Genomic DNA, 25995 nt, shown 5'->3' with positions numbered 1-25995 from the left:
GGTTCGTCACCTACAGTGAAGCCTGACCTGCTTTGTAGGACGTGATCCCGGAGGACCGCATGGACGCCGCGAACGCTCTCGGTGGCGCTGCCGACGCCACGCCGGCGTTGAGCGACCGCGACCGCGAGATCCTCGACTTCGAGCGCCAGTGGTGGAAGTACGCCGGCGCGAAGGAGACCGCGGTCCGGGAGAAGTTCGACATGTCCTCGACGCGGTACTACCAGGTCCTCAACGCCCTGATCGACCGCCCCGAGGCGCTCGAGGCGGACCCCCTGCTGGTCCGCCGGCTGCGTCGGCTCCGCTCCGCCCGCCAGCGCCAGCGGTCGGCGCGCCGCCTGGGCTTCGAGGTCTGAGGTGCGCACCCGCAACCAGCGCGGCGTCGCGATGCCGTCCCCGGTCGTGATGCTCAGCGTGATCGCCGTGGCGATGGCCGGCATCGCCTTCGTCGCGACCCGAGGCGCGGAGCCGACCGAGCGCGAGGTCACCACCGTCTCCGACACTCCGACCGGCACCCCGACCGGCACCCCGACCGGGACGCCGTCCCCGACGTTCACCCCGTCGAAGGATCCGAAGCCGCAGCCGCCGAAGGTGCAGCGCGGCAAGGTCTACGTCGAGGTCTACAACAACTCCGGCATCACCGGCCTCGCCGGACAGGTCGGCGAGCGGGCCACGGGGATCGGCTGGCAGGTCGTCGGCTCCGACAACTGGTACGGCACCATCCCGGCGACGACGGTGTACTACCCGGCCAAGCTCAAGGCCGCCGCGAAGCAGCTCGCCCTCGACCTGGGCATCAAGCGCACCGCCCCCGCCGTCGACCCGATGCGGCTCGACCGGCTGACCGTGATCCTCACGGGGCCGCTGTCCTGACCTCACCTCCGGGTGACAGGCTGGGAGGCATGGAGTTCACCTCGCCCGAGGGGGAGCACAAGTACGCCGCGCTCGTGCGCGCCGCCGACCGGGCGGTCGTCGGACTCGACTTCGACGGGACACTCGCCCCGATCGTGGACGACCCGGAGCGCGCGCACATCCACGCGGAGGCGGGCGACGTCCTCGTCGACCTCGCCGACGTGGTCGCCGCCGTCGCGGTGATCACCGGGCGCCCCGCGCGCCAGGCCCTCGACCTCGGCGGGCTGGAGGCGGTCGGCAACACCATCGGCGACCACGGCAAGGAGCTCTACCTGTTCGGGCAGTACGGCAACGAGCGGTGGAGCTCGACCCGCCGCCGGATCGTCTCGCCCCGGCCGCCGCAGGGGCTGGCGACGTTCCTGCGGGACCTCCCGCGCACGCTCCGCAACGCCGACGCCGCGGACGCCTGGGTCGAGGACAAGGGCCTCGCCCACGCGGTGCACACCCGGCGGATGGCCGATCCCGACGCGGCGTTCCAGCGGCTGCTCGGGCCCCTGCGCGACCTCGCGGACCGCAACGGGCTGGTCCTCGAGCCCGGCCGGAACGTGATCGAGGTGCGGGCGCCCGGCATGGACAAGGGTCGGGCCGTGGAGGCGCTGGTCGAGGAGGTGGGCGCCGGTGCGTTCCTCTTCGCCGGCGACGACCTCGGCGACGTCGAGGCGTTCGAGGCGGTCGCCGCCCTGGCCAAGGAGGGGATGCCGACGCTGCTGGTCTGCTCGGCCTCCGACGAGGTGAGCGCGCTGGCCGAGCGCGCCGATGTCGTGGTCCGCGGACCAGAAGGAGTGCTCGACCTGCTCCGGCGGCTCACGGCCGACGCGCGTTCGTCCTGAGCGAACAGGAGGGCCTCTCCGGAACACCGGCCGCACCCGGGGCGTTCTGGAGGCATGTCCCTGAAGCTGCCTGTTCTCTTCGTCTCTGACCTGGTCGTCCTGCCCGGCATGGTCGTGCCGCTGGAGCTCGACGACGCCGCGCACGCCGCGATCGACGCCGCCCGCGCCGGCAGCGACAGCCAGGTCCTGGTGGCCCCGCGTCTCGAGGACCGCTACGCGTCGTACGGCGTCGTGGCGACCGTCGAGCGCGTCGGCCGATTCTCCGGCGGCAGCCCCGCTGCCGTCCTCAAGGCCGGTCCCCGCGCCCGCATCGGCAGCGGCGTCTCCGGTCCCGGTGCCGCCCTGTGGGTCGAGGTCGAGCCGGTCGACGACGTCGTCACCGACCACGCCCGTGAGCTCGCCGAGGAGTACAAGCGGCTCGTCGTCGCCGTGCTCCAGCGCCGCGAGGCCTGGCAGGTCATCGACACCGTGCACCAGATGTCCGACCCGGCGGCGATCGCGGACGCGGCCGGCTACGCGCCGTACCTCTCCATCGACCGCAAGCGCGAGCTCCTCGAGGACCCCGACGTGGAGTCGCGGCTCGAGAAGCTGATCGGCTGGACCCGCGACTACCTCGCCGAGGCCGAGCTCACCGACAAGATCGGTGAGGACGTGCGCGACGGCATGGAGAAGCAGCAGCGCGAGTACCTGCTGCGCCAGCAGCTCGCCGCGATCCGCAAGGAGCTCGGCGAGGGCGAGCCCGAGGGCGCGGAGGACTACCGCGCCCGGGTCGAGTCCGCCGACCTGCCCGACGGCGTCCGCGAGGCCGCGCTGAAGGAGGTCGACAAGCTCGAGCGCTCCAGCGAGCAGAACCCCGAGGCGGCGTGGATCCGCACCTGGCTCGACACCGTGCTCGAGCTGCCCTGGGGCGTGACGACCGACGACGTCAACGACGTCGTGGCGGCGCGCGCCGTGCTCGACGCCGACCACCACGGCCTCGACGAGGTCAAGGAGCGGATCGTGGAGTACCTCGCCGTGCGCGCCCGGCGTGCCGAGCGTGGCCTCCAGGTCGTCGGCGGCCGCGGCTCCGGCGCGGTCATCCTGCTCGCCGGGCCTCCGGGAGTCGGCAAGACCTCGCTGGGCGAGTCCGTCGCCCGCACCATGGGCCGGAAGTTCGTCCGGGTCGCCCTCGGCGGCGTCCGCGACGAGGCCGAGGTCCGTGGGCACCGGCGGACGTACGTCGGCGCGCTCCCCGGCCGCATCGTCCGGGCCATCAAGGAGGCCGGGTCGATGAACCCGGTCGTGCTGCTCGACGAGGTCGACAAGGTCGGCTCGGACTACCGGGGCGACCCGGCGGCGGCGCTGCTCGAGGTGCTGGACCCGGCGCAGAACCACACCTTCCGCGACCACTACCTCGAGCTCGACCTGGACCTGTCGGACGTGCTGTTCATCGCGACCGCCAACGTCGTCGAGCAGATCCCGTCCGCGCTGCTGGACCGGATGGAGCTGGTCACGCTGGACGGCTACACCGAGGACGACAAGGTCGCGATCGCCCGCGACTTCCTGCTGCCCCGGCAGCTGGAGCGGGCGGCGCTGACCGCCGACGAGGTGAGCGTGTCCGACGCGGCGCTCCGCGAGATGGCCGCCAGCTACACCCGCGAGGCCGGCGTACGCCAGATGGAGCGGCTGCTCGCGAAGGCGCTGCGCAAGGCGGCCACCCGCTTGGCGACCGGCGAGACGCACGTCGACATCGACGTACCCCAGCTCAAGGGCCTGGTCGGGCGGCCACGGTTCACGCCGGAGACGCACGAGCGGACCTCGGTCCCGGGTGTCGCGACCGGTCTCGCGGTCACCGGTCTCGGTGGCGACGTGCTCTTCATCGAGGCGTCCGCGTCGGAAGGCACCGCCGGACTGACCCTGACCGGCCAGCTCGGCGACGTGATGAAGGAGTCCGCGCAGATCGCGCTGTCCTTCGTCCGCGCCCACGCGGCCGAGCTCGGCGTCGACCCGGCGTTCTTCGAGAAGGCGATCCACGTGCACGTGCCGGCCGGCGCGACGCCCAAGGACGGACCGTCCGCGGGCATCACGATGGTCACCGCGCTCACGTCCCTCGCGACCGGTCGCCCGGTGCGTTCGGAGGTCGGCATGACCGGCGAGGTGACCCTCAACGGCCGGGTGCTGCCCATCGGTGGCCTCAAGCAGAAGCTGCTCGCCGCCCAGCGCAACGGACTCACCGAGGTCTTCGTGCCGCTGCGCAACGAGCCCGACCTGGACGACGTGCCCGCCGACGTGCTCGAGTCGGTCACGGTCCACGTGGTCGGCGACGTGCTCGACGTCGTCCGCGGCGCCCTCGTCCCCGCCCCCTCCGAGGCTCGGGGCGCCACCGCCGCCGCCTGACGTCCGCGTAGTCCCTGCCCAAAATGCTCTCGACACGCCGTGTCGACGACATTTTCGGCAGGGACTACCGCGTTCGCACGTCCAGCATGCGGATGCGGTGTGCACATGCTGAGACGGCCCGCGTACAGTTCCTGACAGCTCATCCAGAGGGACAGAGGGATACGGCCCTGTGAAGTCCCGGCAACCGCCGCGAGCCTCCGCCGCCCGGAACATCGGGAAGCGGTTCGCGGAAACGGTGCCAATTCCGCCCGGCGCGACCGTCGCAGCCGGGGAAGATGAGAAGGAGGACTCATGAGCGCCGCTGTCGTCGAGAAGGCATCCACCACCCGTGAGGGCGCGTTCGGCAACGCCGTCGCCCTGTCCTGCCGCGAGTGCGGCCACCGGGTCGACCTCGGGCCCTTCTACGCGTGTCCGGAGTGCTTCGGCCCGCTGGAGATCGCCTACGAGTTCGGCGAGGTCACCCGCGAGCAGATCGAGGCCGGACCCGCGAACATCTGGCGCTACAAGGCGCTGCTGCCGGTCCCGTCCGACATCGAGCAGAGCCCGAACATGGAGCCCGGCTTCACCCGGCTCCTCAAGGCGGACAACCTCGGCGCCGAGCTCGGCATCGCCGACCTGTGGGTGAAGGACGACTCCACCAACCCCACCAACTCCTTCAAGGACCGGGTGGTCGCCTGCGCGCTGAGCGCCGCTCGCGAGCTGCACGCCAAGGTCTTCGCCTGCCCCTCGACCGGCAACCTCGCGAACGCCGTCGCCGCCGCGGGCGCCCGCGCCGGCATCAAGACCGTCGTGTTCATCCCGAGCAACCTCGAGCAGCCCAAGCAGGTCAACAGCGCGGTCTTCACCGACTCGCTGGTCGCGGTCGACGGCAACTACGACGACGTGAACAAGCTCGCCTCGGAGATCGCCGGCGAGGAGGACGGCTGGGCGTTCGTGAACGTCAACGTCCGCCCGTACTACGCCGAGGGATCGAAGACCCTGGGCTACGAGATCGCCGAGCAGCTCGGCTGGCGGCTGCCGGACCAGATCGTGATCCCGGTCGCGAGCGGCTCGCAGCTGACCAAGGTGCACAAGGCGTTCCAGGAGCTGATCGCGCTCGGCCTGGTCGAGGACAAGCCGTACCGGGTCTTCGGCGCGCAGGCCGAGGGCTGCTCGCCGGTCTCCGTCGCCTACAAGGCCGGCGTCGACGCGATCCGGCCGGTCAAGCCGGACACCATCGCCAAGAGCCTCGCGATCGGCAACCCCGCCGACGGCATCTACGTGCTCGACATCTGCCGCGGGACCGGCGGCGCGGTCGAGGACGTCACCGACGACCAGGTCCGCGAGGGCATCGTGCTGCTGGCCCGCACCGAGGGCATCTTCACCGAGACCGCCGGCGGTACGACGGTCGCCGTACTCAAGAAGCTCGTCGAGACCGGCCAGCTCGACGCGTCCCTCGAGACCGTCGTCATCAACACCGGCCACGGGCTCAAGACCCTCGACGCCGTCTCCGGCTCGGTCGCCCCGGCGGCCACCATCGCACCGACGTACGCCGCCTTCGCCGCCACCGGCCTCGCCTGAAAGGGACTCGCATGTCAGTCTCCGTCCGGATCCCGACCATCCTGCGCACCTACACCGGGGGCGAGTCCGAGGTCACCGCCTCGGGCGCGACCCTCGCCGAGGTTCTCGACGACCTCGACGGGAACTACAGCGGCATCAAGGGCCGGATCCTCGACGAGTCCGGCGAGCTGCGCAGGTTCGTCAACGTCTACGTCGACAACGACGACGTGCGTTTCCTCGACAACCTGGCCACGCCCACGCCCGACGGCACCCAGATCTCGGTGATCCCGGCGGTCGCGGGCGGCTGCTGATCCCGCGTCACAGCTGGGCGCGGCGCTCGATGAGGTGGGCGCGCTCGGCGAGGTTCGAGCAGCGGCCGATGGCTTCGTCGTACGCCGTGCCGGCCTCGGCGGACCGACCGAGCCGGGTGAGCAGCTCGGCGCGGGTGGCGGGCAGCCGGTGGCCGGGGAGCACCAGCCCGTCGAGCAGCGCGAGCCCCGCGGCCGGGCCGGACGCCTCGGCGACCGCGACCGCGCGGTTGAGCCGGACGACCGGCGAGCCGGTGAGCTCCTCGAGCTCCTCGTAGCGCGCCGCGATCCGGTCCCAGGCCGTCGCGGAGGCGGTCGGCGCGATCGCGTGCTCGGCCGCGACCAGCGCCTGGAGGAGGTACGGCGAGGGTGCCGCGTCGACCCACGGCCGCAGCAGGTCGAGCGCGGCGCTGATCTCGGCGGTGTGCCAGCGGCTGCGGTCCTGGTCCGGCAGCAGCACCAGCCGGTCACCGTCCACCCGGGCGTCCCGGCGCGAGTGCTGGAGCAGCATCAGCGCGAGCAGCGCGTCCAGCTCGGTGTCCACGTACGACAGCACGGAACGCAGCACCTGCACCAGCCGGATCGCCTCGCCGGCCACGTCCGCGCGCAGCACGTCGGGGCCCGAGCCGGGCGCGTAGCCGGTCGTGAACGCCAGGTAGGCGACGTCGGCCACCACCGCCACCCGAGGAGCCAGGTCACCGGGTACGGCGAACGACTCGCCGGCGAGCCTCTTGCGCGCTCGGGTCAGCCGGGCGGCCATCGTGGGCGTCGGCACCAGGAACAGCCGCGCGATGTCGTCGGTCGGCACGCCCAGCACCAGCCGGAGCGTCAGGGCCGCCGCCGACTCCCGCGGCAGCGACGGGTGCGCGCAGAGCAGGACCAGGCGCAGCCGCTCGTCGACCACGGTCTCACCGGCATCTGCCATGAACGCCTGCGCCTCCTCCTGCACCGACGCCTCGACCGCGAGCATCGGCAGCTTCCGGGCCGCGACGCCCTCGCTGCGCAGCCGGTCGACGATCCGCCGGCGGGCAGCGGTGAGCAGCCACGCGGGCGGGTTGTCCGGCGGCACCGTCCAGGTCCGCGCGGCGGCCTCGAAGGCGTCGGCGAGGCCGTCCTCGGCGAGATCGAGCCGGCGGAACTGCGCGACCAGCAGGGCCAGCAACCGGCCCCACTCGTCCCGCAGCACCGCGGCGAGCTGTTCCTCGGTCAGGCGGCGCCTCCGTTGTTGTCGACGGTCGCGCGCACCTCGATCGCGCCGTCGGTGCCGGCCAGCACGCGCACGACCTCGAGCAGGTCGTCCAGGTCGTCGGTCTCGACCAGGTAGAAGCCCGTGAGCTGCTCGACGGTCTCGGCGTACGGCCCGTCGGTGACGCCGCTGGCACGGACGACCTTGGCGTTGCGCGAGTGCGTGAGCTCGGCGCCGCCGGTCACCTGGTGACCGCGCTCCCCGAGGAGCCGGGCGAACTCGCCGTGCCGGGCGTACATCGCGGCGCGCTGCTCCTCGGAGGCGGACTCCCAGGTGGCTTCGTCACCGGGGAGGAGAACGGCGTAGGTGGTCATGGTGGTTCCTCTCGACGTGGGATGAGTCTGTCACCGCGATGACGGGCGAGGCCCGACAGAATCGACAGCTGCCGTTCACCCGGACCTGCCCGAACGGACGCGTGAGGCGTTCGGGATGGACGTCGACGTGCCGTTCGGCCACCGGCTCCGGAGCCCTTGACAGGGTCGTCGCCAGCGGCCAGAGTGAGCGCAATGGGAACGCTCCCACTCACCACGACCGACCGGGGGTGGACCGCATGATGGCCCTGGCCGGACGTGTGGGGGTGCCTGCCGCGAACGGCGGTTCCGCGGCGGGCCCATCCGTGTGGCGGGCCCGGGAACTCCTCGACGTCCCGGGCCCGCTGCTCGACGGGATACTGGCGCCATGACCCAGCCGACCCTCGAGCAGGTCGCCGCCCTCGCCGGCGTCGGCCGGGGCACCGCGTCCCGCGTGATCAACGGGGGCGAGAAGGTCTCCGAGCGATCCCGGCAGGCGGTCGAGGAGGCCATCGAGCAGCTCGGGTACGTCCCGAACGCCGCGGCCCGGGCCCTCGTCAAGCGCCGCACCGACACCGTCGCCCTGGTGATCGCGGAGTCGGAGGAGCGGGTCTTCGGCGAGCCGTTCTTCGCCGGCATCGTCCGCGGCATCGGGTCCGCCCTCGGCGCGGCCGACCGGCAGCTGGTGCTGCTCCTCGCCCAGGCGTCGGAGCGGCGCGGCGGGCTGGACCGCTACCTGACCCGGCAGCACGTCGACGGCGTGCTGCTGCTCTCCCTCCACGACGACGACGAGCTGCCGGAGCGGATCCGTGCGCACGGCGTACCCGTGGTGGTCGGCGGCCGCCCCCGCGAGGACGTCGCGAACGGCTCCGTCGACGTCGACAACGTGCAGGGCGCCGGCCTCGCGGTGGCGCACCTGGTCGAGCGCGGCCGCAGCCGGATCGCCACGATCGCCGGCCCGACCGACATGGTCGCCGGCAGCTCGCGCTACGAGGGGTACGTCGCCGGGCTGGCCGCCGCCGGGCGCGCAGTCGACGAACGGCTCGTCGAGCGTGGCGACTTCGGGCAGCAGAGCGGCGCCGACGCGATGCGGGCGCTGCTCGAGCGGGCGCCGGACCTCGACGCGGTCTTCTGTGCGAACGACCTGATGGCGGTCGGCGCCCTCCAGGTGCTCCGCGACGCCGGCCGACGGGTGCCGGAGAACGTCGCGGTGGTCGGTTTCGAGGACGCGCCGATCGCCCAGTCGGCCCATCCACCGCTCACGACGGTGCACCAGTCCCCGGAGCGGATGGGCCGCGAGATGGTGGCGTTGCTGCTCGAGACGATGGCCGCGCCCGAGCGCGATCACGCCGCACGGATGTTGTCCACCCGTCTGGTCGTCCGCGACAGCAGTTGAGCCACCGCTTAGCATTTGCCCATGGAGCATCGCGGTGAGGCCCAGGTGCCACTCGTCCTGCTCGCGACCAGTCGCGAGTGGGCCGAGGGCGAGCCCGGCCACGGCGCGCTCGACGCGGCGCTCGCCGCGCACGGCCTCGCGAGCCGGTGGGTTGTCTGGGACGACCTCGGCGTCGACTGGGGCACCGCCGAGGTCGTGGCGGTCCGCTCGGCCTGGGACTACGACGGCCGGCTCGGGGAGTTCCTCGGCTGGGCGTCCGGTGTCGGCCCGACGCTCCTCAACGGTGCGTCGGTGTTCCGCTGGAACACCGACAAGCGCTACCTGATCGAGCTCCAGGACGCCGGCCTCCCGGTCGTCCCGACGGTCGCGGCCGACACCATCTTCGACGTACGCGCCGCCGCCGACGGGTTCGGCCTGGCCGTGGTGAAGCCGCGGGTCGGCGCCGGCGGCCGTGGCCTCGAGGTCGTCACGGACGGCCGGGTCTGGCTTCCGAAGGACGGTCACGAGGGTCCCTGGGTGGTGCAGCCGCTGGTCGAGTCGATCCACACCGAGGGCGAGATCTCCGTCTTCGTGATCGGCGGCCGGCCCGTGAGCCAGGCGCAGAAGACCCCGAGCGCCAATGACATCCGGGTCCACGAGCAGTACGGCGGCAGCTCGCGCTCGGTCGAGCTGGGGGAGCAGGCCGCGTCGCTGGCGGCCGAGGCGATCGCCACCGTGGTCGACCTGCTGGGCGAGGAGATCGTCTACGGCCGGGTCGACATGATGCGCTACCGGGACCGCCTCGTGGTCAGCGAGGTCGAGCTGACCGAGCCGGGCCTGTACCTCGACGTCCTCCCGCTGAACGCCCTGCCGTTCGCCGAGGCCGTCGCCGCCCGGGCCTACCCGAAGACCTGGTGAGGTCCGCCGCCCGGCTGTGCTGAAGGGCCCCGCTTCTTGCACTCGCAGGGGTCGAGTGCTAAACATGACGCTGGCACTCTCCTAGCGAGAGTGACAACCGGATCGGTGCCAGTTGAGGCCCGCCGCGCCGGCGAGAAAGGGTTCGCCGGGTCAGCGGGGCCGTCCGTCGCGGGCAACCCATCGAGCCGGATCCACGAACTCTAAGCGTGAGGAATCGCAGGAGTTATGCCCAAGCTGATTGCTTTCAACGAGGAGGCCCGGCGCGGTCTCGAGCGAGGCATGAACACGCTCGCCGACGCCGTCAAGGTCACCCTCGGCCCCAAGGGCCGCAACGTCGTTCTCGAGAAGAAGTGGGGTGCCCCCACGATCACCAACGACGGTGTGAGCATCGCCAAGGAGATCGAGCTCGAGGACCCCTACGAGAAGATCGGCGCCGAGCTGGTCAAGGAGGTCGCCAAGAAGACCGACGACGTGGCCGGTGACGGCACCACCACGGCGACGGTCCTCGCGCAGGCGATGGTCCGCGAGGGTCTGCGCAACGTGGCCGCGGGTGCGAACCCGATGGGCCTCAAGCGCGGCATCGAGGCCGCCGTCGCCGCCGTGTCCGAGCAGCTCTCGAGCATGGCGATCGACATCGAGACCAAGGAGCAGATCGCCGCCACCGCGTCGATCTCCGCCGCTGACACCACCGTCGGCGAGATCATCGCCGAGGCGATGGACAAGGTCGGCAAGGAAGGCGTCATCACCGTCGAGGAGTCGAACACCTTCGGGCTCGACCTCGAGCTCACCGAGGGCATGCGCTTCGACAAGGGGTACATCTCGGCGTACTTCGTCACCGACCCCGAGCGGATGGAGACGGTCCTCGAGGACCCCTACATCCTGATCGCCAACCAGAAGATCTCGTCGGTCAAGGACCTGCTCCCGCTGCTGGAGAAGGTCATGCAGTCGGGCAAGCCGCTGCTGATCCTGGCCGAGGACACCGACGGCGAGGCCCTGTCCACGCTGGTCGTCAACAAGATCCGCGGCACCTTCAAGTCCGTCGCCGTCAAGGCACCGGGCTTCGGTGACCGCCGCAAGGCCATGCTGCAGGACATCGCGATCCTGACCGGCGGCCAGGTCATCTCGGAGGAGGTCGGCCTCAAGCTCGAGTCGACCGGCATCGAGCTGCTCGGCCAGGCCCGCAAGGTCGTCATCACCAAGGACGAGACCACCATCGTCGAGGGCGCGGGCGACGCCGACCAGATCGCTGGTCGCGTCAACCAGATCCGTGCGGAGATCGAGAAGTCGGACTCCGACTACGACCGCGAGAAGCTGCAGGAGCGCCTGGCCAAGCTGGCCGGCGGTGTTGCGGTCATCAAGGTCGGCGCGGCCACCGAGGTCGAGCTCAAGGAGCGCAAGCACCGCATCGAGGACGCCGTTCGCAACGCGAAGGCGGCCGTCGAGGAGGGCATCGTCGCCGGTGGCGGCGTCGCCCTGGTGCAGGCTGCGGCCACCGCGTTCGACAAGCTCGAGCTCGAGGGTGACGAGGCGACCGGTGCGAACATCGTGCGCTTCGCCTCCGACGCCCCGCTCAAGCAGATCGCGATCAACGCCGGCCTCGAGGGCGGCGTCGTGGCGGAGAAGGTGCGCAACCTGACCGCTGGTCACGGCCTGAACGCCGCCACGGGCGAGTACGTCGACATGATCGCCTCGGGCATCATCGACCCCGCCAAGGTGACCCGCAGCGCGCTGCAGAACGCCGCCTCCATCGCGGCGCTCTTCCTCACCACGGAGGCCGTCGTCGCCGACAAGCCGGAGAAGTCCGCCCCGATGGGCGACCCGTCCGGCGGCATGGGCGGCATGGACTTCTGAGTCCGACCCGCTCCACGTAGCACCGTTCGAACGGCCCCAGTCCCCCGGGACTGGGGCCGTTCGCCGTCTCCCGCCGGCCGGTTCAACGGGAGTGGCGGGGGTGGGGCAGAGTGGTGGCCGTGGACGAGAGCCGCCGCGAACGCTTCGAACAGGTCGCGCCCGGGCTGATCGAGCCCGTGCGCCGATACCTCGCCCGTCGTACCGACGCCGCCACCGCCGAGGACGTGCTCGCCGAGACGCTGCTGGTGTGCTGGCGGCGGGCCGACGACCTCCCCCCGGACCCGCTGCCGTGGGTGTACGGCGTCGCCCGGATGTGCCTGCGGAACGCCGAGCGGTCCGCGCGCCGCCAGGAGCGGGTGGCGGCGAAGGTCGCCGCGATCGACCCGCCGGCCGAGGCCCTGCCGGGTCCCGAGGAGCGCGACGAGGACCTCGCCGCCGCGGTGGCCGCGCTGCGGCCGAACGATGCCGAGCTGCTGCGCCTGTGGGCGTGGGAGCAGCTGGCGCCGGCGGAGATCGCCACCGTCCTGGGCATCACGGCGAACGCCGCGAGCATCCGGCTCCACCGGGCGCGCGGCAAGCTCGCGGACCTGCTGCGAAAGAACGGCGCCGCGTCCGGACATGAGGAGTCGAGAGAGGGGAGAAGACCGTGACCGACCAGCACGACGACCAGCACGACGAACTGCGCGACCGCCTGCGGGCGGCCGACCCGGCCTCCTCCCTCCCGCCGGCCGGCCCCGAGCGGGCGACCCGACTCGTGGAGGACGTCATGAGCACCGAGCTGACCACCGAGAACCGGGCGACGGGCACCCGCAACCGCGGCCCGCTCACCTGGCTCGTCGCGGCCGCGGCGGTGCTGATCATCGCCGGTGTCGGCGTCTTCGCCGTCGTCAGCCACGACGACGACCCCGCCGCGCCGCCGACGGCGGCCGACCACACCACGGTCACCGAGCTCGGCGCGCCCAGCCCGGCGACGTACGACGCGAGGTGCATGGTGCCGAACGCCGAGACCCTCGCGCAGCAGTCGCTGGCCTTCGACGGCACCGTCACCGCCCTGGCTGGCCGGGTCGTCACGCTCACCGTCGGGCACTGGTACGCCGGCGGCCCGACCGACCTGGTCCGCGTGCAGGCGCCGGAGGAGGCGCTCCAGGACCTCGTGGGGGCGGTGCACTTCGAGGACGGCGGGCGGTACCTCGTGAGCGCGAGCGACGGCCAGGTGACCGTGTGCGGGTTCAGTGCGCCGTACTCCGCCGACCTGGCCGCGCTCTACGACCAGGCCTTCGGGTGACGGTCGCCGGGCTGCTCCTCGCCGCGGGGGCGGGCTCGCGGATGGGCATGCCCAAGGCGCTGGTGCGGGACCGGTACGGCGAGCCGTGGCTGGTCGCCGCCGTGCGCGCGCTGGCCGACGGCGGGTGCTCGCAGGTGACGGCCGTGCTCGGCGCCGGGGCCGAGGACGCGCTGCCGCTGCTCGACGGCACCGGTGCCACCGCTGTCGTCGCCGCGGACTGGGCCGAGGGCATGTCCGCCTCGCTCCGCGCGGGCCTCGTCGCGGTCGACGGCACGGACGCCGACGCGGTGGTCCTCACCCTCGTCGACCTGCCGGACGTCGGTGCGGACGTCGTCCGCCGGCTCCTCGACCCGCCCCCCTCGGCCGCCACGCTCCGGCGCGCGTCGTACGACGGACAGGTCGGGCACCCGGTGGTGATCGGCCGCGACCACTGGGCGGGCGTGGTCGCCGAGACCGACGGCGACCGGGGTGCGCGCGGGTACCTCGCGAGCCACGACGTCGAGGTCGTCGAGTGCGCCGACCTGGCGTCGGGCCGCGACGTCGATCGCCCCAACCCCTGACCAACGGGCCCCGCGTAGCCTTGGCTGCATGGCCCTCGAGTCCCCTGCAGCCGTGGCCGACCGCCTCGGCGGCACCGGCTACCTCGCCGACGACGCGCTCGCGACGGTGGCCTTCCTCGCGTTGGAGATGCAGCGGCCGTTGCTGCTCGAGGGCGAGCCCGGCACCGGCAAGACCGCGCTCGCGGAGGCCATCGCCGAGAGCCTGGAGCTGCCGCTGGTCCGGCTCCAGTGCTATGAGGGCATCGACGCCACGCAGGCGCTCTACGACTGGGACTTCCCGCGCCAGATCCTGCACCTGCGCGCGCTCGAGGCTGCCGGCTCCGCTCGCGGCGAGCAGAGCGTCGAGGAGGCCGAGAAGAGCCTGTACGACGCGCGCTTCCTGCTCGCCCGTCCCGTGCTCCGGGCGCTCCAGGAGAGCCCGGCGGTGCTGCTGGTCGACGAGGTGGACCGGGCCGACGACGAGTTCGAGGCGTTCCTGCTCGAGGTGCTCTCGACCTACCAGGTGACCATCCCCGAGCTCGGCACCGTGCGCGCCGCGACCCCGCCGATCGTCGTGCTCACCTCGAACCGAACCCGGGAGCTGCACGACGCGTTGAAGCGGCGCTGCCTGTACCACTGGATCGACCACCCGGGCCTGGAGCGCGAGGTCGAGATCCTCCGCAGCCGGGCGCCCGAGGTGTCCGAGACGCTGCGCCGGCAGGTGGTCGAGCTCGTCCAGCAGCTGCGCGGCCGGGACGACCTCCAGAAGCCACCGGGCGTCGCGGAGACGCTCGACTGGGCGCGCGCGCTCCACCACCTCGGCACCGCCGAGATCGACATCGAGACGGCCGCGGCCACCCTCGGCGCGCTCGTGAAGTACCGCGAGGACTCCGAGCGGGTCCGCCACGCCCTCGACCAGATGCTGCGGCCATGAGGGACCCGGACGTCGTTCTGCTCGCCTTCACGCGCGCGCTCCGCGCCGCCGGCGTCCCCGTCACGCACGACCGCGCGCAGGGCTTCCTCGCGGCGACGGCGGTGCTGGGCGCCGGTGACCGGCGCGCGGCCTACCTGGCCGGCCGGGCCACCCTCTGCGCCGGCCCGGACGACCTGGCGCGCTACGACCAGGTGTTCCACGAGTACTTCGGCTCGCGGGACGGCCTCCCGCTGCCCCGGCCGAAGCAGCGGGTGGAGGCGCCCGCGTTCTCGGGGCTGCCCCTCGACGAGGGGACCGGGGCGGCGGACTCCGACGAGCAGGAGGTCGTGCGAGCCACGGCCAGCGACACCGAGGTGCTGCGGCACCGCGACGTCGCCGCGCTCTCGGCCGCCGAGAAGCACCGCCTGGTCGGTCTCTTCGCCACGCTGCGGCCGCGCCCGCCGGTCCGGCGTACCGCCCGGCACCAGCGCTGGCACCGCGGGCGGGTCGACGCCTCGCACACCCTGCGCGCCTCGCTGCGCCGGATGGGCGAGCCCGCCGAGATCGCCTGGCGGCGCCGCGGCACCCGGCCGCGCCGCGTGGTCCTGCTGGTCGACGTCTCCGGATCGATGAGCGGGTACGCCGACGCACTGCTCCGCCTCGCGCACCGGTTCACCCAGGCGGCCGGGTCGTCGGGGTCGGTCGAGACGTTCACGGTCGGCACCCGGGTCACCCACGTCACCCGCGCGATGCGGGTCCGCGACCCGGAGCGGGCGCTGGTGGCCGCGGGCGAGACCGTGCCCGACTGGTCCGGCGGCACCCGGCTCGGCGAGACGCTGCGGTTCTTCCTCGACCGGTGGGGCCAGCGCGGGATGGCCCGCGGCGCCGTGGTCGTGGTGTTCAGCGACGGCTGGGAGCGCGGTGACCCGACCATGCTCGGCGAGCAGATGGCGCGGCTCCGGCGGATCGCGCACCGGGTCGTGTGGGTCAACCCGCACCGCGGCAAGGCCGGCTACGAGCCGGTCCAGCAGGGCGTCGTCGCGGCCCTGCCGCACTGCGACGACTTCGTCGCCGGGCACTCCCTCGCGACGTTCGCCGAGCTGGTGGAGGTGGTCTCCCGTGCGTGACGTGCTGCCCGAGCTGCTGGCGTGGTGGCGCTCGGGGGAGACGGTGGGGGTCGGGACCGTGGTCGCGACGTTCCAGTCCGCGCCGCGGCCGCCGGGCGCCTCGATGCTGGTCGGTCCGGACGGGACCGCGGTGGGCTCGGTCTCGGGTGGCTGCGTCGAGGGCGCGGTCTACGAGCTCGGCCAGTCCGTGGTGGAGTCCGGCACGCCCGTGCTCGAGCGGTACGGCGTCTCCGACGACGACGCGTTCGCGGTCGGGCTGACCTGCGGCGGGATCCTCGACGTGTACGTCGAGAAGGTGGACCGGGAGACGTTCCCCGAGCTCGGGGAGATCGCCGAGGACGTCGAGGCCGGCCGGCCGGTGGCCCTGGCGACGGTGATCGAGCACCCGGACCCGGCCTGGCTGGGCCGCCGGCTCGTCGTGCGCCCGGACGAGCCGCTCGCCGGGTCGCTGGGGTCGCCGCGCGCGGACGATGCGGTCCACGACGACGCGCTGGGGTTGCTGGCGGCGGGCCACAACGCGACGCTGGGCTACGGCCCGGACGGCGAGCGTCGCGGTGAGGGGATGCGGGTGTTCGTGTGGGCGTTCGCGCCGAAGCCGCGGATGCTGGTGTTCGGGGCGATCGACTTCGCGGCCGCGGTCGCCCGGGTCGGCAGCTTCCTGGGCTACCACGTGACGGTGTGTGACGCGCGGCCGGTGTTCGCGACGAACAGCCGGTTCCCCGAGGCCGACGAGGTGGTCGTGGACTGGCCGCACCGCTACCTGGCGGCGGAGGCCGAGGCGGGCCGGGTCGACGGCCGCACGGTGGTCACGGTGCTGACCCACGACCCGAAGTTCGACGTGCCGCTGCTGGAGGTGGCGCTGCGGTTGCCGGAGATCGCCTACGTGGGCGCGATGGGCTCCCGGCGCACCCACGAGGACCGGCTCGAGCGGTTGCGCGAGGCGGGGCTGGAGGAGAAGGAGATCGCCCGGCTCTCCAGCCCGATCGGGCTCGACCTCGGTGCCCGGACGCCGGAGGAGACCGCGATCAGCATCGCCGCGGAGATCGTCGCCGGCCGCTGGGGCGGGTCCGGAGAGCGGCTCGGCACCCTCGAGGGACGCATCCACCGCGACCTCCACTGAGGGTGATCCGCGTCACGCTCCCGGTGCTACCTTCGACCGCATGGCTCGCAGCGAGCTCCAGACCCGCAGGATGGACACGGTTCGCGCCTGGACTGCGTTCCTGGAGCATGCGGACGGCACCCTGCGCGTCCGCCCCGAGATCCTGACCAGCTGGACCAGGTCCGAGGCCGCGATCACCACCGACGTCCGTGAGGCGCCGCTCGCCGACGAGGCCGAGACGGCGGCCTACTGGAACGGCTCGCCGCTGCAGACCGCCGTGGGCCGGGTCGAGGCGGAGCTCCGGCGTACCGCCGAGGACGGCGACCTCGTGGTCGCGGTCACCGATCCGGAGACCCGCATCCTGTGGACGTACGGCGGTCGCGTGATGCGCCGCAAGGCGGAGACGGTGAACTTCGTGGCCGGCGGGCGCTGGGACGACGAGTCCGTCGGCACCAACGCGCTCGACCTCGCGAACCGGCTCGCCGCGCCGGCGATGGTGTTCAGCGCCGAGCACTACGCCTCGATCGTGCACAACTGGGTCTGCTGGGCCGCGCCGCTGCACGACCCGGTCACCGGGACCCAGCTCGGCGTCATCGACATCTCCACGACCTGGGACCGGACGCACCCCATCGGCCTGGCCACGGCCCGGGTGCTCGCGCGGCTCATCGAGACCGCCATGCCAGCCTCGCGCGCCCACGCCGGTCCGGCCGTGCTCGACGAGCAGGACGAGCCCGGCCTGGTGATGCGGCTGCTCGGCACCGCCGAGACCTGGCTGGACGGCCAGCGGCTGCTGCTCAACCGGCGCCAGACCGAGGTGCTGGCGCTGCTCGCCATCCACCCCGAGGGCCTCTCGCTCGAGCACCTGCACGCCCTCGTGTACGGCGACCAGGCCGTCACGCTGTCCACGCTGAAGGCCGAGGTGTCACACCTGCGGGCCGCGCTCGGCGGCCAGCTCGCCTCACGCCCCTACCGGCTGATGATGCCGGCCGCGACCGACGTCGACCTCGTGCTCGCGCTGCTCCGCGGCGGCCGGGTCGCCGCCGCGGTCGACGCGTACGGCGGGGACCTGCTGCCCGGGACCAACTCCCCGGCCCTCACCGAGCTCGCCGAGTACGTCGCGGTCGCGGTCCGCGAGGCCCTGCTCGCCGACCCGCAGCCGGACGCGGTGGTGCGCTACAGCGACCTCGCGCCGTACGACACCGAGGTCGTCGAGGTCTGCCTGGCCCGGCTGGCGGGCACCCCGCACCCCGCCGTCCCTTTGCTCAAGGGGCGGCTCGCCGCCGCCCGGCGCTAGTGGAGCTGCGCTACGCGCTGGCCGTCGTCACCGGCGCCGGGGCCGGGCTCGGTCGCGAGGTCGCGGTGGCGATGGCGCGCCGGGGGACGGCGGTGCTGGTCGCGGACCGGGACCCGGCGGCCGCCGAGGAGGCCGCTGGGCTGGTGCGCGAGCAGCGCGTGGGCGGGTGGGCGTTCCCGGCCGACGTCAGCGAGGAGGCCGACCTGCGCGCGCTGGCCGACCGCGCCCGCGACCTCGGCGGCGCGGACGTGCTCGTCAACAACGCCGGCGGCTGGACCGCCGGTGACCAGTACCCCGCGGCGCCGTACGACGCCTGGTCGCGCACGCTCGACCTCAACCTCCGCGCACCGATGCTGCTCACCCAGCTCTTCCTCGAGGGCCTGGACCAGCGCCGGGGACCGCGCCGCGTGGGCGCGGTCGTCAACGTCGCCTCCAGCGCGGCGGTGGGGACCGACGGCTACGGCTCGCCGGAGTACGCCGCGGCCAAGGCCGGCCTGATCCGTCTCACCACCGCGCTCTCCGACCCGGGGACCGCGGCTCGCGCCCGGGTGATGGCGGTGGTCCCGGGCTGGATCGGGCTGCCCCGCGCCCAGGTGGAGTGGGCCGCCCTCGGCGAGGACGAGCGGGCTCGGCTGGGCCCCCTGGTGCCGGTCGGCGCGGTCGTCCGCACCGTCGTCGACCTGGTCGCGCACGGGCGCGCGGGGCAGGTGGTCGAGCTGCTCTGAGCGGGTCGATGCCGGTTTAACTGGACTCGTTTACTACTCTTAAGGCATGGGCGGTGTGGTCGAGGTGGAGCAGTCAGTGACGGCGGCCGGGGTGCCGGACCGGCACCGGGTCGCGGTGGTCGGCGGCGGCGCGAGCGGCGTGCTCACGGCGCTCCAGCTGCTGTCGAGCACCGGCGACTCGTCGCTCGCGGTGACGGTCCACGAGGCGACCGGTGTGCTCGGCCGCGGCATCGCCTACGGCACGTCCGACCCGCGGCACCTCCTCAACGTCCGCGCGCGGCACATGAGCGCGTACGCCGACGTGCCGTCCGACCTGCTCGACTGGGCGGTCCGGGCCGGCCGGGACCCCGATCCGCTCGGGTTCCTGCCGCGGATGGAGTTCGCGGCGTACCTCCAGGACACGCTCGCCGGCGTCGCCGACCACCGGCTCACGATCAGCGCCGGCCGGGTCGACGACATCGTCCCGGTGCCCGGCGGCTTCGAGGTGCGCACGCGGGACCGCTCCACGTCGGCCGCGACCGTGGTCCTCGCCCACGGCAACCAGAGGCCGCAGCCGCTGACGGAGCTCGCGGGGCTGCCCGGCCACCTCGCGGACCCCTGGGACCTCGCCGCGATCCGGGCGCTGCCGGGCGACGCGACCGTGGTGATCGTCGGGACCGGCCTCACCGCGATCGACACCGCGATCACGCTGCTCGAGGACGAGCCGCGCCGGCGCGCGGTGATGGTCAGCCGGCACGGACTGCTGCCGCACGCGCACATCGAGCAGCAGTCGACGGCCTGGGTCAGCCACGTGCCCGAGGGGCCGCTGACCGCCGACGGGATCGCGGCCTTCGTGCGCGGTCAGGTCGAGGCCGCCCGCAGCCAGGGCGTCGACTGGCGCAACGTCGTCGACGGGCTGCGCCCGCAGACGCAGTCGATCTGGCGACGGCTCGACCTCGAGCAGCGGCGGCGGTTCCTGGCCGCCCACGCCCGGGACTGGGAGGTGCGCCGGCACCGGATGGCGCCCGAGGTCGCGGACCGGATCCGCGGCTATCTCCGCGACGGCCGGCTGACGCTCGCCGCCGGCGGCGTCGGAGGTGTCGACGAGGTCGGCGGCCTGGCCGAGCTGGTGCTGCCCGACCTGCGCGACCGGGTCCTCGCCGACGCCGTGGTCAACTGCACCGGCCCGCTCACCGACATCAGCCGGTCCGGGGAGCCGCTCCTGCAGGCGCTCCAGGCGCGCGGCCTCATCGTGCCCGACCCGCTTCGGCTCGGCCTCGACTCGACGCCGGCCGGCGAGGTGCTCGGCGCCGACGGCACCGTCGTCCCCGGCCTGTACGCCGTCGGCCCGCCGCGGAAGGGCACCCTCTGGGAGTCCACGGCGATCCCCGAGATCAGGACCCAGGCGGCCGAGGTCGCGCGCGCCGTACTCGCCCGGAAGCTCGCGCCGGAGCTCGCCGCCAACGTATAGCCAACCCGCCGCGCCTAGCGTGCGCTGCATGACCCGGATCAGCCTCACGGTCGACGGAGCCAACGTCTCCGACGACGTCGAACCCCGCATGCTGCTCGTGCAGTACCTGCGCGAGAAGCTCGGCAAGACCGGCACCGTCATCGGTTGCGACACCAGCAACTGCGGCGCGTGCACGGTCCACCTCAACGGCACCAGCGTGAAGTCCTGCAACGTCCTCGCGGTCCAGGCGGACGGGGCCGAGGTGACCACGATCGAGGGCCTCGCCCGGGACGGGCAGCTGCACCCGGTGCAGGAGGCGTTCCGCGAGTGCCACGGCCTCCAGTGCGGCTTCTGCACGCCGGGGATGATCATGCAGAGCGTCGACCTGCTGAGCACGAACCCGAACCCCTCCGAGGAGGAGATCCGGCTCGGGCTCGAGGGCAACCTCTGTCGCTGCACGGGCTACCACAACATCGTGCGCGCGGTGCAGCACGCCGCTTCCCAGGGGGCGACGTCATGACCGCCACCCAGGAGCGCCCCTCGGAGGAGGTCGAGCGCGAGATCGGCCGCGACCGCCGGCGCAAGGAGGACCAGCGCCTGATCACCGGGCGCACCCGCTGGACCGACAACCTGACGCTGCCCGGCATGCTGCACCTCGCGATGGTGCGCAGCCCGTTCGCGCACGCGAAGATCGTCAGCATCGACACCAGCGCCGCCAAGGCGGCCACCAACGTCGTCGACGTGTTCACCGGACCGGAGCTCGGCGAGACGCTGGGGGTCAACATCAACGCGTGGCCGATCACGCCGGAGCAGGTCACGCCGACGCACTCGCCGATGCCCGCGGACCGGGTGGCGTTCGCCGGCGAGATCGTCGCGGTGGTCGTGGCGCGCACCGCGGCCGAGGCCCGCGACGCGGCCGAGCTCGTCGACGTCGAGTACGACGAGCTCCCGGCCGCCCTGGATCTCAAGTCGGCCGCTGCCGACGAGGTGCTCGCCCACCCCGACCTCGGCACCAACAAGTCCGCGCTCTGGGTGTTCGACTCCGGCGAGGCGGGCACCGGTGCGCCGGTCGAGGACGCGATCAGCAAGGCCCGCGCCGACGGCATCGTGATCGAGCGGGAGTACCGCCAGCAGCGGCTGATCCCGGCGTTCATGGAGCCGCGCTCGGTCGTCGTCGACCCGACCGGGGAGCAGTACGTCATGTACTCCGCCACCCAGATCCCGCACATCCTGCGCTTCGCCCTGGCTGCCACGACCGGCGTACCGGAGTCGAAGATCCGGGTGATCGCGCCGGACGTCGGCGGCGGCTTCGGCGGCAAGCTCCAGACCACGCCCGAGGAGTGGATCGCCTGGGCGGTCGGCCGCCGGCTCGGCAAGCCCGTGAAGTACACCGAGACCCGCTCCGAGTCGCTGGTGTCGGCGCACCACGGCCGTGACCAGTGGCAGAAGCTCACGCTCGCGGCCGAGAAGGACGGCACCGTCACCGGGCTCAAGGTCGAGCTGCTCGCCGACCTCGGCGCCTACGTCGCGATCGTCGGTGGCGGCGTGCCGGTGCTCGGCGCGTTCATGTTCAACGCGATCTACAAGTTCCCGGCCTACCACTTCTCTGTGCAGACCGTGCTCACCAACAAGACCTGGACCGACGCGTACCGCGGCGCCGGCCGCCCCGAGGCGACGTACGCCATCGAGCGGCTGATGGACGAGCTCGCCGTCGAGGTCGGGGTGGACCCGCTGGAGATCCGGGAGAAGAACTGGATCAAGCACGAGGAGTTCCCGTTCACCACGGTGGCCGGGCTCGAGTACGACTCCGGCAACTACGAGGCCGCCACGGCGCGCGCCAAGGAGATGATCGGGTACGACGAGCTCCGGGCCGAGCAGCGGCGCCGGCGCGAGTCGGGCGACCCGGTGCAGCTGGGCATCGGTGTCTCGACGTTCACCGAGATGTGCGGCCTCGCGCCGTCCCGGGTCCTGGGCCAGCTCGACTACGGCGCCGGTGGCTGGGAGCACGCGAGCGTCCGGATGCTCGCCACCGGCAAGGTGGAGGTGGTGACCGGCGCCTCGGCGCACGGCCAGGGCCACGAGACGGCGTTCAGCCAGATCGTCGCCGACCGCCTCGGGGTCGCGTTCGAGGACGTCGAGATCCTGCACGGCGACACCCAGGTGGCGCCCAAGGGCATGGACACCTACGGGTCGCGGTCCCTGGTGGTCGGCGGCGAGGCGCTGGTCCGTGCCGCGGACAAGGTGATCGAGAAGGCGAAGCCGATCGCGGCGCACCTGCTCGAGGCATCGGCCGACGACCTCGAGTTCACCGGGGGCCGGTTCTCGGTCCGGGGCACGGACCAGGGGATGGCGATCGGCGAGGTCGCGCTGGCGACGTTCGCGGCGCACAACCTCCCGGACGGGGTCGAGCCGTCGCTGGACTCGGACGCGACGTACGACCCGGTGGCCTTCAACTTCCCGCACGGCACCCACCTGTGCGCCATGGAGGTCGACACCGAGACCGGCGAGCTGCGGATGCGCAAGTACGTCTGCTGCGACGACATCGGCAACATCATCAACCCGCTGATCGTGAGCGGGCAGGTGCACGGCGGGCTGGTCCAGGGCATCGCCCAGGCCCTCTGGGAGGAGGCGGTGTACGACGAGTCCGGCACGCTCGTGTCCGGCTCGTTCGTGGACTACCTGCTCCCGACCGCGGCCGACACGATCAGCTTCGACATCGACCACACGACCTCGCCCAGCCTGACCAACACGCTCGGCACCAAGGGCGTCGGCGAGGCGGGGACGATCGCCTCGACGCCGGCGGTGGTGAACGCGGTGGTCGACGCCGTACGCCACTTCGGGGTCAACGACATCCAGATGCCGTGCACGCCCGAGCGGGTGTGGCGGGCGATCAACGGGGCCGGTGCCGGTGGCTCGACGGAGGGTGCGGCGATGCCGCACTTCGGCGAAGCCGAAGCATCCGGCACGAGCGAGGGCGGCGGCGCGATGGGCAACCAGGAGCAACCGGGCACCTCGAGCACGGAAGGAGCGGGCGCATGATCCCCGTAGCGTTCGACTACGTGGCGCCGACCTCGGTCGAGGACGCGCTCGCGGCCCTGGCCCAGCACGGCGACGACGCCAAGATCATCGCCGGTGGGCAGAGCCTGCTGCCGGTGCTCCGGATGCGGCTGAACGCGCCCGAGATGATCATCGACCTCGGCAAGATCGAGTCGCTGCGCGGGGTGCGCGACGACGGCGACGCGATCGTGGTCGGCGCGATGACGCCGCACTCGGTCGTCGGGTCGGACCCGCTGGTCGCGGAGCACGCCGCGCTGGTCGCGAAGGCGATCGAGCACCTCGCGGACGCCCAGGTCCGGCACCGGGGGACCTTCGGCGGCGCACTCGCGCACGCCGACCCGGCCGGGGACCTCGGCGCACCGGCGCTGGCGCTCGGCGCGGAGTTCGTGATCCAGGGCGCGGGCGGCACCCGCACCGTGGCGGCCGACGACTTCTTCGTCGACCTGTTCGAGACCGCGATCGGCGAGGACGAGATCCTCACCGCGGTCCGGATCCCCAAGCGCACCGGCTGGGGCGCGCACTACGAGAAGTTCGTGCGGGTCGCCCACCAGTGGCCGATCGTCGCGGTCGCAGCGACCGTCCGGGTCGACGGAGGCAGCATCGCGGAGGCCCGGATCGGGCTCACGAACATGGGCTCCACACCGGTCCGGGCGCGGGCGGTGGAGGACGCGCTCGCCGGTCAGCCCGCGACCGAGGACGCCGTACGCGCGGCCGCCCAGCAGGCCGCGGCGGGCACCGACCCGCCGTCGGACCTGAACGGCGCCGCCGACTACCGCCGCCACCTCGCCCGGGTCCTCACCCGGCGCGCGGTGCTCGCGGCCGCCGGAGCCGCCTGATGGACCTGACCCACCGGTTCACCGTCCCGACGTCGGTCGACGAGACGTGGGCGCACTTCAACGACATCGCGTCGGTGGCGGATTGCTTCCCCGGTGCCACCGTCACGTCGGTCGACGGGGACACGTTCGCGGGCTCGGTGAAGGTCAAGCTCGGCCCGATCGCCCTGGTCTACAACGGCTCCGGCACGTTCGTGGAGAAGGACGAGTCCGCGCACCGGTTCGTCGTCGAGGCCAAGGGCAAGGACAAGCGCGGCAACGGCACCGCGGGCGCCACGGTGACCCTGACGATGGCCGGGTCCGGGACGGCCACCGACGTCGAGGTCGTCACCGACCTGTCGATCACCGGCAAGCCCGCCCAGTTCGGCCGCGGCGTGATGCAGGACGTCTCCGACAAGCTCCTCGGCCAGTTCGTCGCCTGCCTCGAGCAGCGCCTCTCGGGTGCCCCCGGCGGCGTACTCCCTGACGAAAATGCTCTCGAGACGCCCTCCGAACGACCGAATGGGCAGGGACTACCCGAGACACCGGCACCCAAGCACGTCGCGGAGGCGCCGGCGACCCCGCCACCAGCACCGGCGCAGGACGACTCCCTGGACCTCGGCGCGGCGGTGCTTCCGGTGCTCCTGAAGACGTACTGGAAGCAGGCGGCGGGCCTGCTGCTCGCGCTGGTGGTGCTGCGCTGGCTGGTCAGTCGGTCGCGGCGCTGATCGTCTTCGAGGACGGCGAGGACAGCTCGGCGGGGTCGTCGACGAGGCGCTTGCGCACGCCGTTCACCTCGGGCGTGAGCTGCGGCTCCAGGCGGAGGATCGCGATGGCGCCGCAGAGCAGGCAGCCCACGACCAGCGTCGCGATGTAGAGGGCGCCGAGGCCGTGGCCGACCATGAAGCCGGCGACCGGCGGCGCGATGATCGCGGCCAGCTGGAAGGTGCCGGAGCTGAGCGCGTTGTAACGGCCGCGCAGGTGGTCGGGGGCGAGCTCGTTGACGAGCGCCGGGATCGTCGGCTGCAGCAGCGTCTCGCCGAACGCGAACACCGACGCGCACGCGGCCACCAGCAGCGTCGCGCCCCAGGTGCCGGAGACCAGGCCGGTCGCCCCGAGCAGCAGCCAGGATCCCGCCCACACCACGCCCATCACCGCGATGACGCGGGTACGCCGGCGTCCCTCGATGCGCTGCAGCACGAACAGCTGCAGCACCACGATGACGAGGGTGTTCGCCGCGAACGCCAGGCCGAGACCCCGGGTCGACACCTCGCCGACGGCGCGGGCGAAGGCGGGCATGCCGGCGTTCAGCTGGGAGTAGCCGACGTAGGAGGAGACGAAGCTCAGCAGCATCAGCGTGGCGACCGCCGGACGACGTGCGACCTCGAGGTAGCTCACCTTCGCGGGCGCCTGGCCCTGCGGGTGCTCGACCCGGCCGGCGACGTGCCGCAGTGGCACCGTCAGCAGGAACAGTGCCGGCAGGTAGGACACCGCGTCGGCGAGGTAGATCGCCTGGAACGTCGCCACCCGCTCGACGTCGACGAACAGCCCGCCGAGGATGCCGCCGATCCCGATGCCGAGGTTGAGCAGCGTGAAGTTCACGCCGAAGTACCGCTGCCGCAGGTCGACGGGTACGACGGTCGCGACCAGGCTCTGGAAGCCGGGCCAGGTCACCCCGAACGCGGCGCCGGACAGCAGGAGCGCGAACGCGGCGGCGTACTCGGTGCCGGCGAACGCGAGCAGGGTGTTCGAGACCACCTGCAGGACCAGCGCGCCCATCAGGATCCGGCGCGCGCCGAACCTGTCGATCGCGGAGCCGCCCGGCCCGACGATGAGGAACCCGACCAGCGGCGGCAGGCCGAGGAGCAGCCCGACGTGCCCCAGGTCGAACCCGCGCACCTCGTGGAGGTAGACGACGTGGAACGGCAGCACGAGCCCGGTGCCGACGAACTCCAGGACCACCACCGAGAGCAGCAGCTTCCCCTCACGCGGCAGGTCGTGCCAGAACGAGGCGAGGGTGGGCCTGGTGGAGGTCGGAGCGCTCATCGTGTCCAGTCAAACAGGGGCCACCGACAC

At 72.9% G+C, this 25995-nt stretch carries 25 protein-coding genes and 1 riboswitch; of the genes, 22 read left to right on the top strand and 3 right to left on the bottom strand.

Annotation, left to right across the window (positions count from 1 at the left end; genetic code table 11):
* Positions 1 to 59: 59 nt before the first annotated feature.
* The 6 genes from N538_RS0105525 (at position 60) to N538_RS0105500 (ending at position 5962) form a co-directional block, all read left to right on the top strand.
* Positions 60 to 353: a DUF3263 domain-containing protein gene (locus tag N538_RS0105525; RefSeq protein ID WP_028636483.1), complete on the top strand. Its 294-nt coding sequence runs from the start codon at positions 60 to 62 to the stop codon at positions 351 to 353.
* A 1-nt stretch (position 354) separates the two neighbouring features.
* Positions 355 to 867: a LytR C-terminal domain-containing protein gene (locus N538_RS0105520; RefSeq protein ID WP_028636482.1), complete on the top strand. Its 513-nt coding sequence runs from the start codon at positions 355 to 357 to the stop codon at positions 865 to 867.
* Between the two features lie 29 nt (positions 868 to 896).
* On the top strand, positions 897 to 1736 hold the full coding sequence (gene otsB / locus N538_RS0105515) for a trehalose-phosphatase (protein ID WP_028636481.1): 840 nt from the start codon (positions 897 to 899) through the stop codon (positions 1734 to 1736).
* A 54-nt stretch (positions 1737 to 1790) separates the two neighbouring features.
* On the top strand, positions 1791 to 4112 hold the full coding sequence (gene lon, locus N538_RS0105510; protein ID WP_028636480.1) for an endopeptidase La: 2322 nt from the start codon (positions 1791 to 1793) through the stop codon (positions 4110 to 4112).
* Between the two features lie 136 nt (positions 4113 to 4248).
* Positions 4249 to 4394: riboswitch (SAM riboswitch) on the top strand.
* Between the two features lie 9 nt (positions 4395 to 4403).
* Entirely contained in the window at positions 4404 to 5672 is a 1269-nt protein-coding gene (gene thrC / locus N538_RS0105505) for a threonine synthase (protein WP_028636479.1), read from the top strand.
* An 11-nt stretch (positions 5673 to 5683) separates the two neighbouring features.
* Positions 5684 to 5962: a MoaD/ThiS family protein gene (locus tag N538_RS0105500; RefSeq protein ID WP_028636478.1), complete on the top strand. Its 279-nt coding sequence runs from the start codon at positions 5684 to 5686 to the stop codon at positions 5960 to 5962.
* Positions 5963 to 5969: 7 nt separating this feature from the next.
* On the opposite strand, the gene N538_RS0105495 is transcribed toward N538_RS0105500, so the two are convergent.
* Positions 5970 to 7145: an RNA polymerase sigma factor gene (locus N538_RS0105495; protein ID WP_197025241.1), complete on the bottom strand. Its 1176-nt coding sequence runs from the start codon at positions 7143 to 7145 to the stop codon at positions 5970 to 5972.
* A 20-nt stretch (positions 7146 to 7165) separates the two neighbouring features.
* On the bottom strand, positions 7166 to 7519 hold the full coding sequence (locus N538_RS0105490; RefSeq protein ID WP_028636476.1) for a YciI family protein: 354 nt from the start codon (positions 7517 to 7519) through the stop codon (positions 7166 to 7168).
* A gap of 364 nt (positions 7520 to 7883) precedes the next feature.
* Here N538_RS0105490 and N538_RS0105485 point away from each other — a divergent pair, with 364 nt between their 5' ends.
* The 16 genes from N538_RS0105485 to N538_RS0105410 all read left to right on the top strand — a co-directional run bounded on the left by N538_RS0105485 (position 7884) and on the right by N538_RS0105410 (position 24647).
* On the top strand, positions 7884 to 8891 hold the full coding sequence (locus N538_RS0105485) for a LacI family DNA-binding transcriptional regulator (RefSeq protein WP_028636475.1): 1008 nt from the start codon (positions 7884 to 7886) through the stop codon (positions 8889 to 8891).
* 21 nt (positions 8892 to 8912) lie between these two features.
* Entirely contained in the window at positions 8913 to 9788 is an 876-nt protein-coding gene (locus N538_RS0105480) for an ATP-grasp domain-containing protein (protein ID WP_028636474.1), read from the top strand.
* A gap of 225 nt (positions 9789 to 10013) precedes the next feature.
* Positions 10014 to 11639 carry a chaperonin GroEL gene (groL, locus tag N538_RS0105475; protein WP_028636473.1) on the top strand — a complete coding sequence of 542 codons (1626 nt, stop codon included), beginning with the start codon at positions 10014 to 10016 and terminating at the stop codon, positions 11637 to 11639.
* A gap of 119 nt (positions 11640 to 11758) precedes the next feature.
* Positions 11759 to 12289 carry an RNA polymerase sigma factor gene (locus N538_RS0105470; protein WP_051548891.1) on the top strand — a complete coding sequence of 177 codons (531 nt, stop codon included), beginning with the start codon at positions 11759 to 11761 and terminating at the stop codon, positions 12287 to 12289.
* Positions 12286 to 12924: a hypothetical protein gene (locus N538_RS29245; protein ID WP_028636471.1), complete on the top strand. Its 639-nt coding sequence runs from the start codon at positions 12286 to 12288 to the stop codon at positions 12922 to 12924. Before N538_RS0105470 ends, N538_RS29245 begins: the two co-directional genes overlap by 4 nt.
* Positions 12921 to 13484, top strand: a complete 564-nt coding sequence (locus tag N538_RS29240) for a nucleotidyltransferase family protein (RefSeq protein WP_028636470.1) — start codon at positions 12921 to 12923, stop codon at positions 13482 to 13484. Before N538_RS29245 ends, N538_RS29240 begins: the two co-directional genes overlap by 4 nt.
* A 28-nt stretch (positions 13485 to 13512) precedes the next feature.
* Complete coding sequence (locus N538_RS0105455) at positions 13513 to 14397, top strand: AAA family ATPase (protein ID WP_028636469.1); 885 nt, start codon at positions 13513 to 13515, stop codon at positions 14395 to 14397.
* Entirely contained in the window at positions 14394 to 15503 is a 1110-nt protein-coding gene (locus N538_RS0105450; RefSeq protein ID WP_028636468.1) for a vWA domain-containing protein, read from the top strand. Before N538_RS0105455 ends, N538_RS0105450 begins: the two co-directional genes overlap by 4 nt.
* Positions 15496 to 16623, top strand: a complete 1128-nt coding sequence (locus tag N538_RS0105445; protein WP_028636467.1) for an XdhC family protein — start codon at positions 15496 to 15498, stop codon at positions 16621 to 16623. Before N538_RS0105450 ends, N538_RS0105445 begins: the two co-directional genes overlap by 8 nt.
* A 40-nt stretch (positions 16624 to 16663) precedes the next feature.
* Positions 16664 to 17896, top strand: coding sequence for a histidine kinase (locus N538_RS0105440; protein WP_028636466.1), 1233 nt, complete (start codon positions 16664 to 16666; stop codon positions 17894 to 17896).
* Positions 17896 to 18621, top strand: a complete 726-nt coding sequence (locus tag N538_RS23965) for an SDR family NAD(P)-dependent oxidoreductase (protein WP_051548819.1) — start codon at positions 17896 to 17898, stop codon at positions 18619 to 18621. The genes N538_RS0105440 and N538_RS23965 overlap by 1 nt, the downstream gene beginning before the upstream one ends.
* Positions 18622 to 18667: 46 nt before the next feature.
* Positions 18668 to 20071 (top strand): FAD/NAD(P)-binding protein, encoded by a 1404-nt coding sequence (locus N538_RS23960; RefSeq protein ID WP_051548818.1) that lies wholly within the window; start codon positions 18668 to 18670, stop codon positions 20069 to 20071.
* Between the two features lie 28 nt (positions 20072 to 20099).
* A complete protein-coding gene (locus N538_RS0105425) occupies positions 20100 to 20570 on the top strand; it encodes a (2Fe-2S)-binding protein (protein ID WP_028636465.1) in 471 nt (156 codons plus the stop codon).
* On the top strand, positions 20567 to 23089 hold the full coding sequence (locus N538_RS0105420; protein WP_028636464.1) for a xanthine dehydrogenase family protein molybdopterin-binding subunit: 2523 nt from the start codon (positions 20567 to 20569) through the stop codon (positions 23087 to 23089). The genes N538_RS0105425 and N538_RS0105420 overlap by 4 nt, the downstream gene beginning before the upstream one ends.
* Positions 23086 to 23943: an FAD binding domain-containing protein gene (locus tag N538_RS0105415; RefSeq protein ID WP_028636463.1), complete on the top strand. Its 858-nt coding sequence runs from the start codon at positions 23086 to 23088 to the stop codon at positions 23941 to 23943. The genes N538_RS0105420 and N538_RS0105415 overlap by 4 nt, the downstream gene beginning before the upstream one ends.
* A complete protein-coding gene (locus tag N538_RS0105410) occupies positions 23943 to 24647 on the top strand; it encodes an SRPBCC family protein (RefSeq protein WP_028636462.1) in 705 nt (234 codons plus the stop codon). The genes N538_RS0105415 and N538_RS0105410 overlap by 1 nt, the downstream gene beginning before the upstream one ends.
* Here the strand turns inward: N538_RS0105410 and N538_RS0105405 are convergent.
* On the bottom strand, positions 24628 to 25965 hold the full coding sequence (locus N538_RS0105405) for an MFS transporter (protein WP_028636461.1): 1338 nt from the start codon (positions 25963 to 25965) through the stop codon (positions 24628 to 24630). The two genes, N538_RS0105410 and N538_RS0105405, sit on opposite strands and share 20 nt — an antisense overlap.
* Positions 25966 to 25995: the final 30 nt, after the last annotated feature.

The organism is Nocardioides sp. URHA0032 (assembly GCF_000620645.1).
Taxonomy (GTDB): Bacteria; Actinomycetota; Actinomycetes; order Propionibacteriales; family Nocardioidaceae; genus Nocardioides.
The sequence above is the reverse complement of the archived record's forward strand: the minus strand, read 5'-3'. Positions and strand labels throughout refer to the sequence as shown.

Bases quoted from the DNA above. Each gene is read 5' to 3' on its own strand.
- N538_RS0105420 (WP_028636464.1), top strand. From the start codon at position 20,567: ATGACCGCCACCCAGGAGCGCCCCTCGGAGGAGGTCGAGCGCGAGATC.
- N538_RS0105480 (WP_028636474.1), top strand. From the start codon at position 8,913: ATGGAGCATCGCGGTGAGGCCCAGGTGCCACTCGTCCTGCTCGCGACC.
- N538_RS0105485 (WP_028636475.1), top strand. From the start codon at position 7,884: ATGACCCAGCCGACCCTCGAGCAGGTCGCCGCCCTCGCCGGCGTCGGC.
- N538_RS0105440 (WP_028636466.1), top strand. From the start codon at position 16,664: ATGGCTCGCAGCGAGCTCCAGACCCGCAGGATGGACACGGTTCGCGCC.
- thrC (WP_028636479.1), top strand. From the start codon at position 4,404: ATGAGCGCCGCTGTCGTCGAGAAGGCATCCACCACCCGTGAGGGCGCG.
- N538_RS0105415 (WP_028636463.1), top strand. From the start codon at position 23,086: ATGATCCCCGTAGCGTTCGACTACGTGGCGCCGACCTCGGTCGAGGAC.
- N538_RS0105450 (WP_028636468.1), top strand. From the start codon at position 14,394: ATGAGGGACCCGGACGTCGTTCTGCTCGCCTTCACGCGCGCGCTCCGC.
- N538_RS0105500 (WP_028636478.1), top strand. From the start codon at position 5,684: ATGTCAGTCTCCGTCCGGATCCCGACCATCCTGCGCACCTACACCGGG.
- groL (WP_028636473.1), top strand. From the start codon at position 10,014: ATGCCCAAGCTGATTGCTTTCAACGAGGAGGCCCGGCGCGGTCTCGAG.
- N538_RS0105490 (WP_028636476.1), bottom strand. From the start codon at position 7,519: ATGACCACCTACGCCGTTCTCCTCCCCGGTGACGAAGCCACCTGGGAG.
- N538_RS0105405 (WP_028636461.1), bottom strand. From the start codon at position 25,965: ATGAGCGCTCCGACCTCCACCAGGCCCACCCTCGCCTCGTTCTGGCAC.
- lon (WP_028636480.1), top strand. From the start codon at position 1,791: ATGTCCCTGAAGCTGCCTGTTCTCTTCGTCTCTGACCTGGTCGTCCTG.
- N538_RS0105425 (WP_028636465.1), top strand. From the start codon at position 20,100: ATGACCCGGATCAGCCTCACGGTCGACGGAGCCAACGTCTCCGACGAC.
- N538_RS0105410 (WP_028636462.1), top strand. From the start codon at position 23,943: ATGGACCTGACCCACCGGTTCACCGTCCCGACGTCGGTCGACGAGACG.
- otsB (WP_028636481.1), top strand. From the start codon at position 897: ATGGAGTTCACCTCGCCCGAGGGGGAGCACAAGTACGCCGCGCTCGTG.
- N538_RS0105455 (WP_028636469.1), top strand. From the start codon at position 13,513: ATGGCCCTCGAGTCCCCTGCAGCCGTGGCCGACCGCCTCGGCGGCACC.
- N538_RS23960 (WP_051548818.1), top strand. From the start codon at position 18,668: ATGGGCGGTGTGGTCGAGGTGGAGCAGTCAGTGACGGCGGCCGGGGTG.
- N538_RS0105525 (WP_028636483.1), top strand. From the start codon at position 60: ATGGACGCCGCGAACGCTCTCGGTGGCGCTGCCGACGCCACGCCGGCG.